Source organism: Listeria innocua (assembly GCF_028596125.1).
Classification (GTDB): Bacteria; Bacillota; Bacilli; order Lactobacillales; family Listeriaceae; genus Listeria; species Listeria innocua.
Genome location: NZ_CP117229.1, coordinates 2,538,627 through 2,555,025, shown reverse-complemented (window position 1 = coordinate 2,555,025; position 16,399 = coordinate 2,538,627). Strand labels below are relative to the sequence as shown.

General features: G+C 36.4%; 15 protein-coding genes and 1 CRISPR repeat array (1 of these 16 running past the window's edge). Of the genes, 13 read left to right on the top strand and 2 right to left on the bottom strand.

Translation table 11 applies throughout. The annotated features are described in order from the left end of the window. The first annotated feature begins 14 nt into the window (after positions 1-14). From PQQ29_RS13255 to PQQ29_RS13245, 3 genes are all read left to right on the top strand, one after another. Positions 15-959, top strand: coding sequence for a DNA-directed RNA polymerase subunit alpha (locus PQQ29_RS13255; RefSeq protein ID WP_003723676.1), 945 nt, complete (start codon positions 15-17; stop codon positions 957-959). Positions 960-975: 16 nt separating this feature from the next. Beyond that, complete coding sequence (rplQ, locus tag PQQ29_RS13250; RefSeq protein ID WP_003768456.1) at positions 976-1,383, top strand: 50S ribosomal protein L17; 408 nt, start codon at positions 976-978, stop codon at positions 1,381-1,383. A 241-nt stretch (positions 1,384-1,624) separates the two neighbouring features. Continuing rightward, on the top strand, positions 1,625-2,719 hold the full coding sequence (locus PQQ29_RS13245) for a DNA glycosylase AlkZ-like family protein (RefSeq protein WP_187983836.1): 1,095 nt from the start codon (positions 1,625-1,627) through the stop codon (positions 2,717-2,719). Between the two features lie 41 nt (positions 2,720-2,760). Here the strand turns inward: PQQ29_RS13245 and PQQ29_RS13240 are convergent, their stop codons facing one another. After that, entirely contained in the window at positions 2,761-3,660 is a 900-nt protein-coding gene (locus PQQ29_RS13240; RefSeq protein ID WP_187983837.1) for an acetamidase/formamidase family protein, read from the bottom strand. Positions 3,661-3,777: 117 nt separating this feature from the next. Beyond that, complete coding sequence (locus PQQ29_RS13235; RefSeq protein WP_045552815.1) at positions 3,778-4,440, bottom strand: MgtC/SapB family protein; 663 nt, start codon at positions 4,438-4,440, stop codon at positions 3,778-3,780. Between the two features lie 130 nt (positions 4,441-4,570). Between PQQ29_RS13235 and PQQ29_RS13230 the strand changes: the two genes are divergently transcribed. The 10 genes from PQQ29_RS13230 (at position 4,571) to csn2 (ending at position 15,151) form a co-directional block, all read left to right on the top strand. Then, the gene (locus PQQ29_RS13230) at positions 4,571-5,410 is read left to right on the top strand and encodes an energy-coupling factor ABC transporter ATP-binding protein (RefSeq protein ID WP_010991371.1); all 840 of its coding nucleotides are present in this window, start codon (positions 4,571-4,573) and stop codon (positions 5,408-5,410) included. Beyond that, on the top strand, positions 5,386-6,252 hold the full coding sequence (locus PQQ29_RS13225; RefSeq protein WP_003764109.1) for an energy-coupling factor ABC transporter ATP-binding protein: 867 nt from the start codon (positions 5,386-5,388) through the stop codon (positions 6,250-6,252). The genes PQQ29_RS13230 and PQQ29_RS13225 overlap by 25 nt, the downstream gene beginning before the upstream one ends. 2 nt (positions 6,253-6,254) lie before the next feature. After that, positions 6,255-7,052 carry an energy-coupling factor transporter transmembrane component T family protein gene (locus PQQ29_RS13220; RefSeq protein WP_010991370.1) on the top strand — a complete coding sequence of 266 codons (798 nt, stop codon included), beginning with the start codon at positions 6,255-6,257 and terminating at the stop codon, positions 7,050-7,052. Between the two features lie 5 nt (positions 7,053-7,057). Beyond that, entirely contained in the window at positions 7,058-7,804 is a 747-nt protein-coding gene (gene truA / locus PQQ29_RS13215; RefSeq protein WP_003764107.1) for a tRNA pseudouridine(38-40) synthase TruA, read from the top strand. A gap of 194 nt (positions 7,805-7,998) precedes the next feature. Next, complete coding sequence (rplM, locus tag PQQ29_RS13210; RefSeq protein WP_003764106.1) at positions 7,999-8,436, top strand: 50S ribosomal protein L13; 438 nt, start codon at positions 7,999-8,001, stop codon at positions 8,434-8,436. Between the two features lie 21 nt (positions 8,437-8,457). Next, the gene (rpsI, locus tag PQQ29_RS13205) at positions 8,458-8,850 is read left to right on the top strand and encodes a 30S ribosomal protein S9 (protein ID WP_003726075.1); all 393 of its coding nucleotides are present in this window, start codon (positions 8,458-8,460) and stop codon (positions 8,848-8,850) included. Positions 8,851-9,289: 439 nt separating this feature from the next. Continuing rightward, positions 9,290-13,294 (top strand): type II CRISPR RNA-guided endonuclease Cas9, encoded by a 4,005-nt coding sequence (cas9, locus tag PQQ29_RS13200; protein WP_187983841.1) that lies wholly within the window; start codon positions 9,290-9,292, stop codon positions 13,292-13,294. Continuing rightward, positions 13,295-14,161, top strand: a complete 867-nt coding sequence (gene cas1 / locus PQQ29_RS13195; protein WP_045554503.1) for a type II CRISPR-associated endonuclease Cas1 — start codon at positions 13,295-13,297, stop codon at positions 14,159-14,161. Continuing rightward, entirely contained in the window at positions 14,158-14,499 is a 342-nt protein-coding gene (cas2, locus tag PQQ29_RS13190) for a CRISPR-associated endonuclease Cas2 (protein WP_045554502.1), read from the top strand. Before cas1 ends, cas2 begins: the two co-directional genes overlap by 4 nt. Next, the gene (gene csn2, locus PQQ29_RS13185) at positions 14,489-15,151 is read left to right on the top strand and encodes a type II-A CRISPR-associated protein Csn2 (RefSeq protein WP_045554501.1); all 663 of its coding nucleotides are present in this window, start codon (positions 14,489-14,491) and stop codon (positions 15,149-15,151) included. Before cas2 ends, csn2 begins: the two co-directional genes overlap by 11 nt. A gap of 127 nt (positions 15,152-15,278) precedes the next feature. After that, positions 15,279-16,399: direct repeats of the CRISPR family, unit length 36 nt; unit sequence GTTTTAGAGCTATGTTATTTTGAATGCTAACAAAAC; it runs 564 nt beyond the window's last position.

The window sequence follows — 16,399 nt, the reverse complement described above, 5'->3', positions numbered from 1 at the left end:
GAGGGTAAATTTGAATGATCGAAATTGAAAAGCCAAAAATCGAGACGATTGAGATCAGCGATGATGCCAAGTATGGAAAGTTTGTTGTAGAGCCACTTGAGCGTGGATATGGTACAACTTTGGGTAACTCCTTACGTCGTATTCTATTATCTTCTCTTCCAGGTGCAGCAGTAACCTCTATCCAAATTGATGGAGCTTTACATGAGTTTTCTGTAATTGAAGGTGTAGTAGAAGATGTAACAACCATGATTTTAAATATTAAAAAACTTGCGCTAAAAATCTATTCTGATGAAGAAAAAACATTAGAAATCGATATGCAAGGTCCTGGTGTAGTAACTGCAGCTGACATTAATTATGACAGCGACGTTGAGATTTTAAATCCCGACTTACACATTGCTACATTAAGTGATAATGCTAAATTTCATGTGCGTTTAAATGCGACTCGTGGTCGTGGTTACACACCTGCTGATCAAAATAAACGCGAAAATATGCCAATTGGTGTACTTCCAGTCGATTCAATCTTTTCACCGGTTATCCGTGTGAACTATCAAGTGGAAAATACACGTGTTGGACAATCAACTAATTATGATAAGCTTACGTTTGATGTGTTAACTGACGGAAGTATCAGCCCAGAAGAAGCAGTTTCACTTGGAGCTAAAATTCTTTCTGAGCACTTAAGTATCTTCGTTAATTTAACAGATGAAGCACAAAAAGCTGAAATTATGATTGAAAAAGAAGAAAGCCATAAAGAGAAAGTGCTTGAAATGACTATTGAAGAATTAGACTTGTCTGTTCGCTCATATAATTGTTTGAAACGCGCTGGAATCAACACAGTACAGGAACTTGCTGACAAATCCGAAGACGATATGATGAAAGTCCGTAACTTGGGCCGTAAATCGCTTGAGGAAGTTAAAGTAAAACTGGCTGACCTTGGCTTATCTCTAAGAAACGAAAACTGATAAAGGAGGCAATTCCATGGGTTACAGAAAATTAGGTCGTACAAGCTCACAACGTAAAGCGTTACTACGTGATCTTGCAACGGATTTAATCGTACATGAACGTATTGAAACAACAGAAGCTCGCGCTAAAGAGATTCGTAAAGTTGTTGAAAAACTAATCACTTCTGGGAAAAAAGGAGACTTGCACGCTCGTCGTCAAGCAGCTGCTTTCATCCGTCATGAAGTTGTAGAAGTAGTACAAGTAGATGCTAAAGGTAAAGATGGTTCTACTGTGAAGAAAAACCGTCCTGTATACGCTCTACAAAAACTATTTGATGATGTTGCTCCACGTTACGCGGAACGTCAAGGTGGTTACACTCGTATCTTGAAAAAAGGTCCACGTCGCGGTGACGGCGCACCAATGGTTATTATTGAATTAGTTTAATAATAAAACGTTTAAAGCAAGTGGAGTGTCATGATATGGAGACTTCGTGTTTCCTTGTCTAGCTCTGTGTTTCCTAGTCTATTTAATCGTAGGCTAGGAGGCAGGCTTTTTTTGTTTGACCTGCTTTACGGACATGCTTCGTTTGTGGGTCAAACTTGAAAAGCTGTATTTTTTCGCTTGCCTTTTATTCTGAAAGCATCTATAGTAAACCTCAAAGATTTGTTTCGAGGGGGAACTAGGTATGCAATCAGTCACTAACTCGCAAATAGCTCAAAATCGGTTATACAATTCAGGTCTATTACAAAATAAATTTTCTAGCGCACCGGATGCTTCTCGTGCGTTATTTGGCATTCAATCACAGTATCAACAGTTTGGTGAAATTAGTTTGTTTAATCGCGTTCCTAATCTTACAAAAGAAAAACTTCAACATGATTACGACCAAAAAGATTTAATTAAAATATGGGGTCAAAGGATGACTGTGCATATGTATACGCCTTCTGACTGGTTTTTTGTGCATGATGTTTATTCGGATAAGAATAATTGGTTAAAAAAGCACGCTGACTCTCTAGGGCATGATTTAGACTTACTGCTAGAGGATATGGAGCAACTTCTTTTAAGCGAAGAGAAAATACCGAAAGAAGCATTTGCTGAATTATTAGGACAGCACGCTAAAGAACTTATGCTATGGGGTGGTGTTTTTATTCAAGGATCGCTTGATGGCACGCTCTTTTGTGTACCGGAATCACCTAAAACAAGATTTTATAGCCATAGAAATTGGATTAGTGCAGAAAAACAAACTAATTGGCTAGAAACTGGTCGTAATGAAGGTGGACTTGAGGTAATGATTGACAGTTACTTTAGCGCTTACGGTCCAGCTACAATTCGGGATTTCAAACATTGGACAGGCCTGCGGAAGTTTGAATTCCAACAAACACTTGAGGCGGCTCTTGAAAATTATTTTAGTTACTTAGGTGAGGACGGCCAGATTTACTATAGCAAAACAGAAATTCAAACTGACTTAGAACAACAACGGCCGCTTTTACTAGGAAAATTCGATCCACTTTTTGTTAGCTACGGGAAAAAAGACTGGTTAGCTGATGCAACTGAAACAAGTTTGATTTGGCGTCCAGCTGGGCAAATTGAGGCTGTTTTAATTATAAATGGCTTGTTTTACGGAACTTGGAGATATAAGATAACAGGGGATAACGTAACATTCACCTTCTTTCTTACTAAAAAGATGACGAAGAAAAACCAAAAATTTGTTGAAACGGAAGCGAGAAAATTAGCGAGATTTCTTCATAAAAAATACCAAGGAAGTTTTTTTGAACAAATTTAAAAGAAGCCCGTTCGCGATAACTTTTGCGAACGGGCTTCTTTTTATAGGAAAGGCATCTCTGGGAAACTACTTAATGGAAGCTTGATACTTGTTGTGACGTTTGCTTTATTCAGCCTGCAAACTTCAAAATCAGCTTGTAAAGATAATAAAAATATTGCATCTTCTAGTGTTATTTTATCTGATTCCATTAGTACGTTTAACATGTTTTGTAATGCTTTTTTTGTTGCTTTTTCGGTAGTGAGTTCAGAGCCGAGGCAGATTAGGTTGTTTTTATGAATAATAATCGGTGTTGGGGCTGTTTTGTTTTTGAGTAATTGTAGCCGTAATGTTACTTCTGCAGGGACTTCAGCGCTGGTTGATGTTGTTTTTCCGAAACCTGTAGTTGCTCTTATATCAGCTACATGGAGCATTGCCCCGAATTTTTCTACTGGTAAAAATATTGTAGCGCCTTCTGTTATATCGGGAGAGTCAAGTGTCCCGCCGTGTTTAGTAGGGATATGAAATGGTTTTGTTTGATGAATGGATTCGGTTTTTAATAGACCAATTGTTTTTTGTAATTGTACGTGGATTTCATCGGAATAAATAATCTTATTCTGTTTGATTTTATAGCGGCGGATACAATTATTTGGTAGTAAATCATCTGTTACACCGATAGTAGGTCCATTTAATAAAACGACATCTTTACTTGTGAGGGTGATTTTTTCAATGGTTACTGCGAGTAAGTCCCCTGGGCGCGCTTCTTCAATACAAATTGGGCCTGTGGTGGGCGAAAACTGCTTCCAATCTATTTCCCCGTAGTGAAGCTGTTCTTTGTTGATTTGGCCATTGAAGTGATCTTTTATTTTTATTGTCACAACGGAGCCATCTTTGACTGTAAGCACAGGTTGTGTTGATTCATCCATCTTATGAATCGAACGTTCTGAAGTTACAAAGTTTTTCATCTCATCCCTTCTCTCTATTCTGTTAGTGTTGACGGGTGAATTATAGCAAAACGGGAAGATGTAAGTAAATGGATATTCTGTGAACAAATTAATCAAAATGTGCTATAAATATCTAATTTATTCCATTTTTTCAATCGTGACATCGGGAAGCGTTTGAATAAAGTGAAATAGTTCATATTCGTCGTTCTTATTCTTGGTTTTTACAACGATATTGACCCGGATAAATAGACTTTTTCCGACCAATTCTTTTTCACTAGAGTACGAAATTATTTGTTGTTTATTTTGCTGGATTTTGTCAGTGATTTTTACTAAGTTTTCTTGTTTATCAGTGGAATAAATAAGTGACGTTGTATGGAGCGAAACGGATTTAAAGATGATACTGAGAAATTCTAAACCAATGAGTGTGAGTAATGTCGCGGCAATTCCAACCCAATACATACCAGCACCAACAGCGAGACCAATCCCTGCTGTAGCCCAAAGTCCTGCCGCTGTCGTTAATCCACGAACAAATTTCTTTTGAATAATAATCGTACCAGCGCCAATAAAGCCAATACCACTTACCACTTGGGCAGCGACACGACTAGGGTCAAATGATACAGTTTGCATAGTGGCGATTTCGGAAAAACCGTACTGAGAAACAATCATAATTAAAGCACTACCAAGTGAAACGAGAAAATGTGTCCGGAATCCGGCTTCTTTTGCCCGAATTTCTCGGTCAAGTCCAATAACTGCTCCAAGGAGACCAGCAACAACAAGGCGTAAAATAAAATCTGCTAACATAGCTATCACATCCTTAACGTTAATATATTCCCGTTAGCTAAAAAGCAAAACAATCAAAAAGGAAATTTTGCGCCAGATGGATGTTTATACTATAATAAACAATGAATGGTCAAAAAGTGAGGTGTTAGGCGTGGCAGAAAGTTTTGTGAGATTAGAGCACGTTTTTTATAAATATGAGGATACGGAAAAATATGCAGTCAAAGATGTATCAATTTCTGCTCAAAAAGGGGAATGGGTCGCGCTAGTTGGTCATAATGGTTCAGGTAAATCCACTATTGCGAAATTACTAAACGGCTTACTTTTTCCGGAAGATGGCTTAATTAAAATCGGACACTTTGTTTTGTCTGAAAAAAATATATGGGAAATTAGACGACAAGTGGGAATGGTTTTTCAAAATCCAGATAACCAATTTGTCGGTGCAACTGTACAGGATGATGTTGCGTTTGGGCTAGAGAATCACGGAGTCCCACATGATACGATGGTGGAGCGAGTGGAATCGGCGCTTAATGAGGTTGGTATGCAAAGCTACGCGCTACATGAACCCGCTAGACTTTCTGGTGGTCAAAAGCAACGTGTCGCTATTGCGGGTGTTTTGGCGCTTCAACCAGATGTGATTATTTTGGACGAAGCAACTTCCATGCTTGATCCAAGAGGGCGCGCCGAAGTAATGGAGACTATTCGGATTATGCGCGAACAAGAGGATATTACCGTTATTTCTATTACGCATGATTTGGATGAAGTGCTTTTTGCGGACCGGGTCATTGTTATGAATAATGGAGAAATACACAGTGAAGGCACGCCAAAAGAAATTTTCGAGCAAGCAGATGCAATGCGAGCAATTGGCTTAGGCGTTCCATTTATTATTGAATTACAAGAAAAATTAGTTGCAGGTGGCTTTGAAACAGGGAGTACCGTGCTATCGGAAGGAGCATTACTAGATCAATTATGGAAATTAAACTCGAACAACTAGGTTATTGTTATCAAAAAAATAGCCCTTTTGAAAAGAGAGCATTGCTTGATGTAAATGTTTCCTTTGATTCTGGTAGCTATTCTGCAATTATTGGTCATACTGGCTCTGGGAAATCAACATTGCTACAACATCTTAACGCGCTTTTGATGCCGACTGAAGGTAAAATCACGGTTGGCGATAGAGAAATTGTCGCGGGAGTTAAACAAAAGAAACTACGCGATTTACGCAAAAAAGTTGGGATTGTTTTCCAATTCCCGGAAGCACAACTTTTTGAAGAAACGGTCGAGAAGGATATTTGCTTTGGGCCAATGAATTTTGGCGTTTCTGAGGAAGATGCGAAACTTCGGGCTAAAAAAGTAATTTATGAAGTAGGGCTGACAGAAGAAATTTTGTCACGTTCCCCGTTTGAACTTTCTGGTGGACAAATGCGCCGGGTAGCAATTGCTGGAGTTTTAGCGATGGATCCAGAAGTACTTGTGTTAGATGAGCCAACTGCAGGACTAGACCCTCATGGCCGCGAAGAAATTATGGAGATGTTCTATAACCTTCATAAAGAAAAAGGACTAACGACAGTCCTTGTCACACATAGTATGGAAGATGCTGCACGTTACGCTGAAAAGATTGTTTTAATGAAAGCTGGAACGGTTCTGAAAATTGGATCGCCGCGAGAAATTTTTGCGAAGCCAGATGAACTTGTGGACCTTGGCTTATCTGTTCCGGATGTGGTGAGATTCCAAGGGCTTTTTGAGCGCAAGTTTAATGTTAAATTAACAAAAACTTGTTTAACAATCGCTGAATTAACAGCTGAAATGGCGCCTTACTTAGCGAAGGGCGGGGCTTAATTATGATGGAAAAAATGATTCTCGGGCGTTATATCCCGGGAAACTCTTGGTTACATCGAATTGACCCACGTGCGAAAATCACTGCTGTTATGGCGTTTATCGCGATTGTTTTTTTAGCGAACAATTGGCTGACCTATGCGCTTATGTTTGCGTATGTTTTGTATTTAGTCCTAACCTCGAAAGTGCCATTTTTATTTTTTATTAAAGGGTTACAACCGATTTTTTGGCTTATTTTAATTACTTTATTGCTGCAAGTCTTTTTTACAAAAGGCGGGACAGTTTTAGTTGATTTAGGACTTTTACAAATAACAACACTCGGACTGGCGAACGGGGCGATGATGTTTTGTCGTTTTGTTCTCATTATATTTATGACAACGCTGCTAACATTAACAACAAGCCCGATTGAACTGACAGACGGTCTTGAGAAAATTTTGGCGCCGTTTCGCTTAGTACATTTACCAGTGCATGAACTGGCTTTAATGCTTAGTATTTCCTTGCGATTTATTCCAACATTGATGGATGAAACGGAGAAAATTTTAAAAGCGCAAAAAGCTCGTGGCGTTGAATTTACTAGTGGAAAATGGAGTGACCGAATCAAGGCGATTATTCCGCTACTCGTGCCACTTTTTATTAGTGCGTTTAAACGTGCGGAAGATTTAGCGATTGCAATGGAAGCTCGTGGTTATCGTGGTGGTAAAGGGAGAACGAGATTTCGCTTGTTACGCTGGCGATTCGCGGACACATGCTTGTTAATTTCTTTAGCGGTGTTAAGTGGATTATTATTTTGGTTGCGGAGTTGAAATGGATGACACGATATAAAGCAATAATTTCTTATGACGGAAGTGGTTTTTTCGGATACCAAGTGCAGCCGAATACACGGACGGTTCAAGCAGAAATTGAAAAAGCGCTTGAAAAAATGCATAAAGGTAAGAGCGTTCGGATTACAGCTTCAGGAAGAACAGATACCGGCGTTCATGCGAAAGGACAGGTAATCCATTTTGATTCGGAACTGGATATTACAGCAGAAAAATTCCAAAAAGCTTTGCAAGTGATGACGCCGTTTGATATTAGTTTTTTAACGGTTGAGGAGGCCCCGGCCGATTTTCACGCTAGATTTGGCACGGTTGGAAAAGAATATCGTTATGTTATAAAACGGACGAAAATTTTTGATCCTTTTAGTCGAAACTTTGCGCTACATTATCCATATGAATTAGATATTGCAAAAATGAAGCAAGCAAGCGAACGCCTAATTGGCGAACATGACTTTACTAGTTTTTGTTCGGCTAGAACGGAGCGGGATTCTAAAGTGCGGACGCTTTATAGTATCGACTTTTATGAAGAGGATGCCGAGACGTTAGTGATTGCGTTTCAAGGGAATGGCTTTTTGTATAATATGGTGCGGATTTTGACAGGGACATTGCTTGATGCAGGTCAAGGTCGGATTTCTCCAGATGATATTACGAAAGCCTTATTAGCGCATGATCGTCAAAAATTAATTAGTAAAACTGCGCCGCCACAAGGGTTGTATTTATGGCGAGTTGATTATGAATAAAAATTGGATGTTTTTTTACAGAACGCATTGACTTTTTACTCTAAAAACTGTATTATGGACTATGGTATTGTTTGCCCCACAATAAGCCCCGGAAGGTTGTTGTGTTTAAACAATAAAAATATAGAATAGCATTTCGGGAATTAGGAACAGTTTTCGGGAGCTAATTTGTTTCAATTTATTTAGGAGGGTAATTCATGCGTACAACTTATATGGCGAAACCCGGCGAAGTAGAACGTAAATGGTACGTTATCGACGCTACTGGTGTTTCTTTAGGACGTTTATCCAGTGAAGTTGCTTCAATTCTTCGCGGAAAAAACAAACCACAATTTACTCCACATATCGACACTGGAGACTTTGTAATCATCATCAACGCTGGTAAGATTGGTCTTACTGGTAAAAAAGCTACTGACAAAATTTACTACCGTCACTCTCAATATCCAGGCGGTTTGAAATCTCGTACTGCAGGTGAAATGCGTACAAACAATCCTGAGAAATTATTAGAACTATCTATCAAAGGTATGCTTCCAAAAAATTCTCTTGGACGTCAATTATTCAAAAAATTACACGTATATGGTGGATCTGAGCACGAACATGCAGCTCAAAAACCAGAAGTATACGAATTACGCGGTTAATTAATAAAGGAGGAATACTAAGTGGCTCAAGTACAATATTACGGAACTGGTCGTCGTAAAAGCTCTGTAGCTCGCGTACGTTTAGTACCAGGCGACGGCAAAATCGTTATTAACAATAGAGACTGGGAAGATTACATCCCATTTGCAGCTCTTCGTGAAGTTATCAAACAACCTTTAGTAGCTACAGAAACTTTAGGTAACTATGATGTACTAGTAAACGTTCACGGTGGTGGTTACACTGGTCAAGCCGGTGCTATCCGTCATGGTGTAGCTCGTGCACTATTACAAGTGGCCCCTGAGTACCGCCCAGCACTTAAATCTGCTGGCCTACTTACTCGTGACCCACGTATGAAAGAACGTAAAAAATACGGACTTAAAGGCGCGCGTCGTGCACCTCAGTTCTCAAAACGTTAATCAATCGTTTCAAAGCACCAGCTTTTGCTGGTGCTTTTTTTGTTTGCTTAAATATATGAGAAAAGTAAAAAAAAGGAACCATGCAGAAACACGATTCCGGAAAAATTTGGTTTGAATGTTTTATTGTGATTATTATAACAAATTTATCGAAATATGCTATAATAATTTAAGGTTCATAATAGTTAGATAAATAGATGAATGAAGTGATTACTAGTATAAATGGTATATCTTAATATACATAGAAATAAGGAATTGTTGCAATTTTGAGTTCTTAAAAAAGTGTACAAAAAAAAGCGCCGAAACAGCGCTACTTAATTAAAAGTTGATAACGGACAAAGCCTTATTTTAACTTGCTATGTTATTTTGAATACTAACAATACATACATTGTACCAAATTATAAAAAGAATGCAACTAAAAATTATTGAAGGGATGAAAAAAATGAAAAAACCGTACACGATTGGACTAGACATAGGAACAAACTCGGTTGGATGGGCAGTGTTAACAGATCAATATGATTTAGTGAAGAGGAAAATGAAAATTGCTGGAGACTCTGAGAAAAAACAGATAAAGAAAAATTTCTGGGGAGTTAGACTATTTGATGAGGGTCAAACGGCAGCTGATAGAAGAATGACTAGAACAGCTAGAAGGAGAATAGAGAGAAGACGCAATCGTATTTCGTATTTACAAGGGATATTTGCGGAAGAAATGTCTAAGGTGGATGCAAATTTCTTTTGCCGATTAAGTGATAGCTTTTATGTTGATAACGAAAAAAGAAATAGTCGTCATCCTTTTTTTGCGACTATAGAGGAAGAAGTAGAATACCACAAAAACTACCCAACCATTTATCACCTGAGAGAAGAACTCGTTAATTCTTCAGAAAAAGCTGATTTAAGATTAGTTTATTTAGCTTTAGCTCATATTATAAAATATCGAGGGAACTTTTTAATTGAGGGAGCATTAGATACCCAAAATACTTCTGTTGATGGAATATATAAGCAATTTATACAAACATATAATCAAGTGTTTGCAAGTGGCATTGAAGACGGTTCGCTAAAAAAATTGGAAGATAATAAGGACGTAGCTAAAATTCTCGTTGAAAAAGTTACGCGAAAAGAAAAACTTGAGAGAATTTTAAAATTATACCCTGGTGAAAAATCTGCCGGAATGTTTGCTCAGTTTATCAGCTTGATTGTAGGCAGTAAAGGGAATTTTCAAAAGCCTTTTGATCTTATTGAGAAATCGGATATTGAATGTGCGAAAGATAGCTATGAAGAAGATTTAGAGTCTTTGTTAGCGCTAATTGGAGATGAATATGCGGAACTTTTTGTTGCAGCGAAAAATGCATATAGTGCTGTGGTGTTATCTAGTATTATCACAGTGGCTGAGGCTGAAACAAACGCGAAGTTATCCGCAAGTATGATTGAACGTTTTGATACACATGAAGAAGATTTAGGGGAATTGAAAGCATTTATCAAGCTCCATCTTCCTAAACACTATGAAGAAATATTTAGTAATACCGAAAAACATGGTTACGCAGGTTATATAGACGGTAAAACAAAGCAGGCAGACTTCTATAAATACATGAAAACAACATTAGAGAACATTGAAGGCGCCGATTATTTTATTGCTAAAATAGAAAAAGAAAACTTTTTACGAAAACAACGAACCTTTGATAATGGGGCTATCCCGCATCAATTACATTTAGAAGAATTAGAAGCTATTTTACACCAGCAAGCAAAATATTATCCTTTTTTAAAAGAAAACTATGATAAAATCAAAAGTTTAGTAACTTTTAGAATTCCATATTTTGTTGGTCCGCTAGCTAACGGACAGAGCGAATTCGCATGGTTAACAAGAAAAGCTGATGGTGAGATTAGACCGTGGAATATAGAAGAGAAAGTGGATTTCGGTAAGTCAGCGGTCGATTTCATTGAAAAGATGACCAATAAAGATACATATTTACCTAAAGAAAATGTATTGCCTAAACACAGTCTCTGTTATCAAAAATATTTGGTTTATAATGAGTTAACCAAAGTTAGATACATTAATGACCAAGGGAAGACTAGCTATTTTTCTGGGCAGGAAAAAGAACAGATTTTTAATGACTTATTTAAGCAAAAGCGTAAAGTTAAAAAGAAGGATTTAGAGCTGTTCTTACGCAATATGAGCCATGTTGAAAGTCCAACTATTGAAGGCCTGGAAGACTCGTTTAATTCAAGTTATTCTACCTATCATGATTTACTCAAGGTAGGGATAAAACAAGAAATCCTTGATAACCCAGTAAATACGGAAATGCTAGAAAATATAGTCAAAATTTTAACTGTGTTTGAAGATAAACGTATGATTAAAGAGCAGTTACAGCAATTTTCTGATGTTTTAGATGGGGTTGTTTTGAAAAAATTAGAACGACGACATTATACAGGATGGGGAAGGTTATCAGCTAAGTTATTAATGGGAATTCGTGATAAGCAATCTCACTTAACTATTTTAGATTATTTGATGAATGATGATGGGCTTAATCGTAATCTGATGCAACTTATAAATGACAGTAATTTATCTTTTAAATCAATAATTGAAAAAGAACAAGTAACTACAGCAGATAAAGATATTCAAAGTATTGTGGCAGACCTTGCTGGTAGCCCGGCTATAAAAAAAGGTATTTTACAAAGCTTGAAAATTGTCGATGAACTTGTTAGTGTAATGGGCTACCCACCTCAAACTATTGTTGTGGAAATGGCAAGAGAAAATCAAACAACAGGAAAAGGAAAAAATAATTCTAGACCACGTTATAAATCATTAGAAAAAGCGATTAAAGAATTTGGTAGTCAAATTCTAAAAGAGCATCCGACTGATAATCAAGAATTAAGAAATAATAGATTGTATTTATATTATTTGCAAAATGGTAAGGATATGTATACTGGACAAGAATTAGATATTCATAATCTTTCTAATTATGATATTGATCATATTGTGCCACAGAGTTTTATAACAGATAACTCCGTTGATAATCTTGTGTTAACAAGTTCGGCTGGGAATCGGGAAAAAGGGGATGATGTTCCACCACTAGAGATCGTTCGAAAGAGAAAAGTATTCTGGGAGAAGTTATACCAAGGGAATTTGATGAGTAAACGTAAATTTGATTATTTAACTAAAGCTGAACGTGGTGGTCTTACAGAAGCGGATAAAGCGAGATTTATTCATCGGCAATTAGTGGAAACTCGTCAAATAACGAAGAATGTAGCTAATATTTTACATCAACGTTTTAATTATGAAAAAGACGATCATGGGAATACTATGAAGCAAGTTCGGATTGTAACATTAAAATCTGCACTGGTTAGCCAATTCCGTAAGCAATTTCAATTGTATAAGGTGCGTGGAGTTAATGATTATCACCACGCTCATGATGCTTATTTAAATGGGGTAGTCGCGAATACGTTATTAAAAGTATATCCTCAATTAGAGCCGGAATTTGTTTACGGCGATTACCATCAATTTGATTGGTTTAAAGCGAATAAAGCTACGGCGAAAAAACAATTTTATACAAACATCATGTTATTCTTTGCGCAAAAAGATCGAATAATAGATGAAAACGGTGAAATTCTTTGGGATAAAAAATATTTGGATACTGTCAAAAAAGTCATGAGTTATCGACAAATGAATATTGTTAAGAAAACAGAAATTCAAAAAGGAGAATTTTCAAAAGCTACAATTAAGCCCAAAGGAAATTCCAGTAAATTAATTCCTAGAAAAACTAATTGGGACCCGATGAAATATGGTGGTCTTGATAGCCCTAATATGGCATATGCAGTGGTTATTGAATATGCAAAAGGGAAAAATAAATTAGTTTTCGAGAAAAAAATTATCCGTGTTACTATCATGGAACGTAAAGCATTTGAAAAAGATGAGAAAGCCTTTTTAGAAGAACAAGGTTATCGTCAGCCTAAAGTCCTCGCGAAATTACCGAAATATACGTTATATGAATGTGAGGAAGGACGTCGGAGAATGCTGGCTAGTGCTAATGAAGCTCAGAAAGGAAATCAGCAGGTATTGCCAAACCACCTGGTAACATTACTACACCATGCGGCAAATTGTGAGGCAAGTGATGGGAAAAGCCTTGATTATATTGAAAGTAATAGAGAAATGTTTGCTGAACTACTAGCGCACGTATCAGAATTTGCCAAAAGATATACGTTAGCTGAAGCTAATCTAAACAAAATTAATCAGCTTTTTGAGCAAAATAAAGAAGGTGACATCAAGGCAATTGCACGATCTTTTGTTGATTTAATGGCATTCAATGCGATGGGTGCTCCGGCAAGTTTTAAATTTTTTGAAACCACTATTGAGCGTAAAAGATATAACAATCTAAAAGAACTATTAAGCTCCACCATAATCTACCAATCAATCACAGGACTATATGAATCACGAAAAAGGCTGGATGACTAAATGGGATGGCGGACAGTTGTTGTAAATTCTCATTCGAAACTATCGTATAAAAACCACCATCTTGTTTTTAAATCTGCCTATCAACAGGAAATGATTCATCTATCAGAAATTGATGTACTTATATTAGAGACAACAGATATTACTTTGACTACGATGTTAATTAACTGCTTAGTAGCTGAAAATATTTTGATTCTTTTTTGTGATGATAAGCGACTGCCTATTGGAAAGGTACTTCCTTTTTATGGGCGGCATGACAGTAGTTTGCAATTATCGAAGCAATTGGAATGGGAGTTTGAGTCGAAGGCAACTGTATGGACTGAAATTATTTCTCAAAAAATCTTAAATCAGAGTACATTTTTATCTATGCTAAATTACGATGAGAAGGCAGATTCATTGATAAAGCTACATGAAACTTTAGAGACATTTGATCCGACCAATCGTGAAGGACACGCAGCTAGAATATATTTTAATCAACTTTTTGGAAATGATTTTACGAGGGAACAGGAAAATGACATTAATAGCGGATTGAATTATGGTTATACATTATTGCTAAGTGTTTTTGCGAGAGAATTGGTGAAATCAGGATGTATGACGCAATTTGGTTTAAAGCATTCTAATCAGTTTAACGATTTCAATTTTGCCAGTGATATAATGGAACCTTTTAGACCACTAGTAGATCAAATCGTGTATGAAAAACGCAATGAGGATTTTCAAGTAATCAAACGCTCATTATTCGAAATGTTCATCAAGCAGTTTGACTATAATAACCAGCATATGTTTTTAACCAATATTGCAAATGATTATACTAAGAAGATAGTAAAGGTCTTAAATGAAGAAAGGGAAGGAGTTCCTGAATTTAGGATATGAGTTATCGATATATGAGAATGTTATTAATGTTTGATATGCCGACAGATACCGCAAAAGAAAGAAAAGCCTATCGTCAATTCCGACGCTTTATATTAAGTGAAGGCTTTATTATGCATCAATATTCCGTTTATAGTAAAATTTTATTAAATGGCACAGCTAGTAAAGCTATGCTAGCTCGCTTGAAACAGCAAAATCCTAAAAAAGGGTTGATTACTTTATTAACTGTGACGGAAAAACAATTTGCGCGCATGGTATATTTAAGTGGAGAACAGAATAAAAGTGTAGGTAATTCGGATTCGAGACTTATTTTCTTGGGAGATGATATGGATGAATTTTAATTTCAAACTGCTTGACGAGCCTATAATTATTAAAGATTCGACCATATTTGCAATAGAAGATGTGCGTGTTTTTGCCAATGTTACTAAGTGGTTGTATCAATACGACGAAACAGAAGAATTAACGATTTTTGGTGCGAAACAGCAGCCTTTAAAAAGTAGCGAACTAATGTTGATTACAGATGTATTGGGACATGATATTAATTCTCTGGCAACTTTAAAACTAATTTATGCTGATTTAGAACAGCAACTTAATGAAAAGCCGGAAGTAAAATCAATGATTGATAAGCTGACTGCAACGATTAGTGAGTTGATTGGTTATGAGCTTCTGGAGCATGAACTGGATTTAGAGGAAGATGAAATTACAGTCATTGAATTATTCAAAGCTTTGGGTATCAAGATAGAGACAAAAAGTGATACCGTTTTTGAAAAATTAATTGAAATAGTACAAGTCTATAAATACTTATCAAAGAAAAAATTGTTGGTTTTTATTAATGTATGTGCCTATTTAACAGAAGATGAGTTACTAGAGCTAAGGCGCTATATCTCGTTAAACCAAGTAAAAGTTTTATTTGTTGAACCTCGAAAAACAGAAGGATTTTCGCAGGTTATTCTAGATTCAGATTATTTTTTACAAGTGGAAAAAGGAATGTAAAGCTCAAATGATCTTTGAAAACTAAATAGATTTTATGTGAACCATAAAATAAGCATTCAAAATTGAAATCTTGCTATGGATGAATGGCGCGATTACGAAATCTAGGAGAATAAAAAAATTCTACGAGGTTTTAGAGCTATGTTATTTTGAATGCTAACAAAACTCTTGTTCTTCTTTCGTCAACTCTCTTGTTGTTTTAGAGCTATGTTATTTTGAATGCTAACAAAACTCTATAAAGACAAAGCTGTTATTGTTTATGGTTTTAGAGCTATGTTATTTTGAATGCTAACAAAACTAGACGCGTTCATGATGTGGTGGGACGAGTGTTTTAGAGCTATGTTATTTTGAATGCTAACAAAACGTCATTCCAACGAATTGCATGAAGGCAGTTGTTTTAGAGCTATGTTATTTTGAATGCTAACAAAACCATCTTTGTTCCTCCTCCGATATTTTTACGGTTTTAGAGCTATGTTATTTTGAATGCTAACAAAACGCTTAAACGAAGATATGAAAAACACAGTAGGTTTTAGAGCTATGTTATTTTGAATGCTAACAAAACACATCATAGCTCATTTATTACAGCTACCGCGTTTTAGAGCTATGTTATTTTGAATGCTAACAAAACCGTCATGTTCTAACTTTAAGTGTTCTTTCGGTTTTAGAGCTATGTTATTTTGAATGCTAACAAAACCATTTTAATCATCATCCAGACCAACTCAGAGTTTTAGAGCTATGTTATTTTGAATGCTAACAAAACTTAAAGGCGATCAAGAAACTATCGTCGATGGTTTTAGAGCTATGTTATTTTGAATGCTAACAAAACTACTTCATTTTTAGATATACGATTCCAAATGTTTTAGAGCTATGTTATTTTGAATGCTAACAAAACAGGCGTTACATGTTATTCACAGAGCTATGAGTTTTAGAGCTATGTTATTTTGAATGCTAACAAAACCAACGCCTGTCAAAATGTATAAGGCGGGGGTTTTAGAGCTATGTTATTTTGAATGCTAACAAAACTAACAGGGATTTATTTAATAAAGTTGCTGAGTTTTAGAGCTATGTTATTTTGAATGCTAACAAAACCTAGTAACAGCTTCACTAGATTCACCGGTTGTTTTAGAGCTATGTTATTTTGAATGCTAACAAAACGCGGTTCGGCGTACAGACGCTGACGATATCGTTTTAGAGCTATGTTATTTTGAATGCTAACAAAACGCGACTCTGGAAGGCAAAAGATGCAGGTGA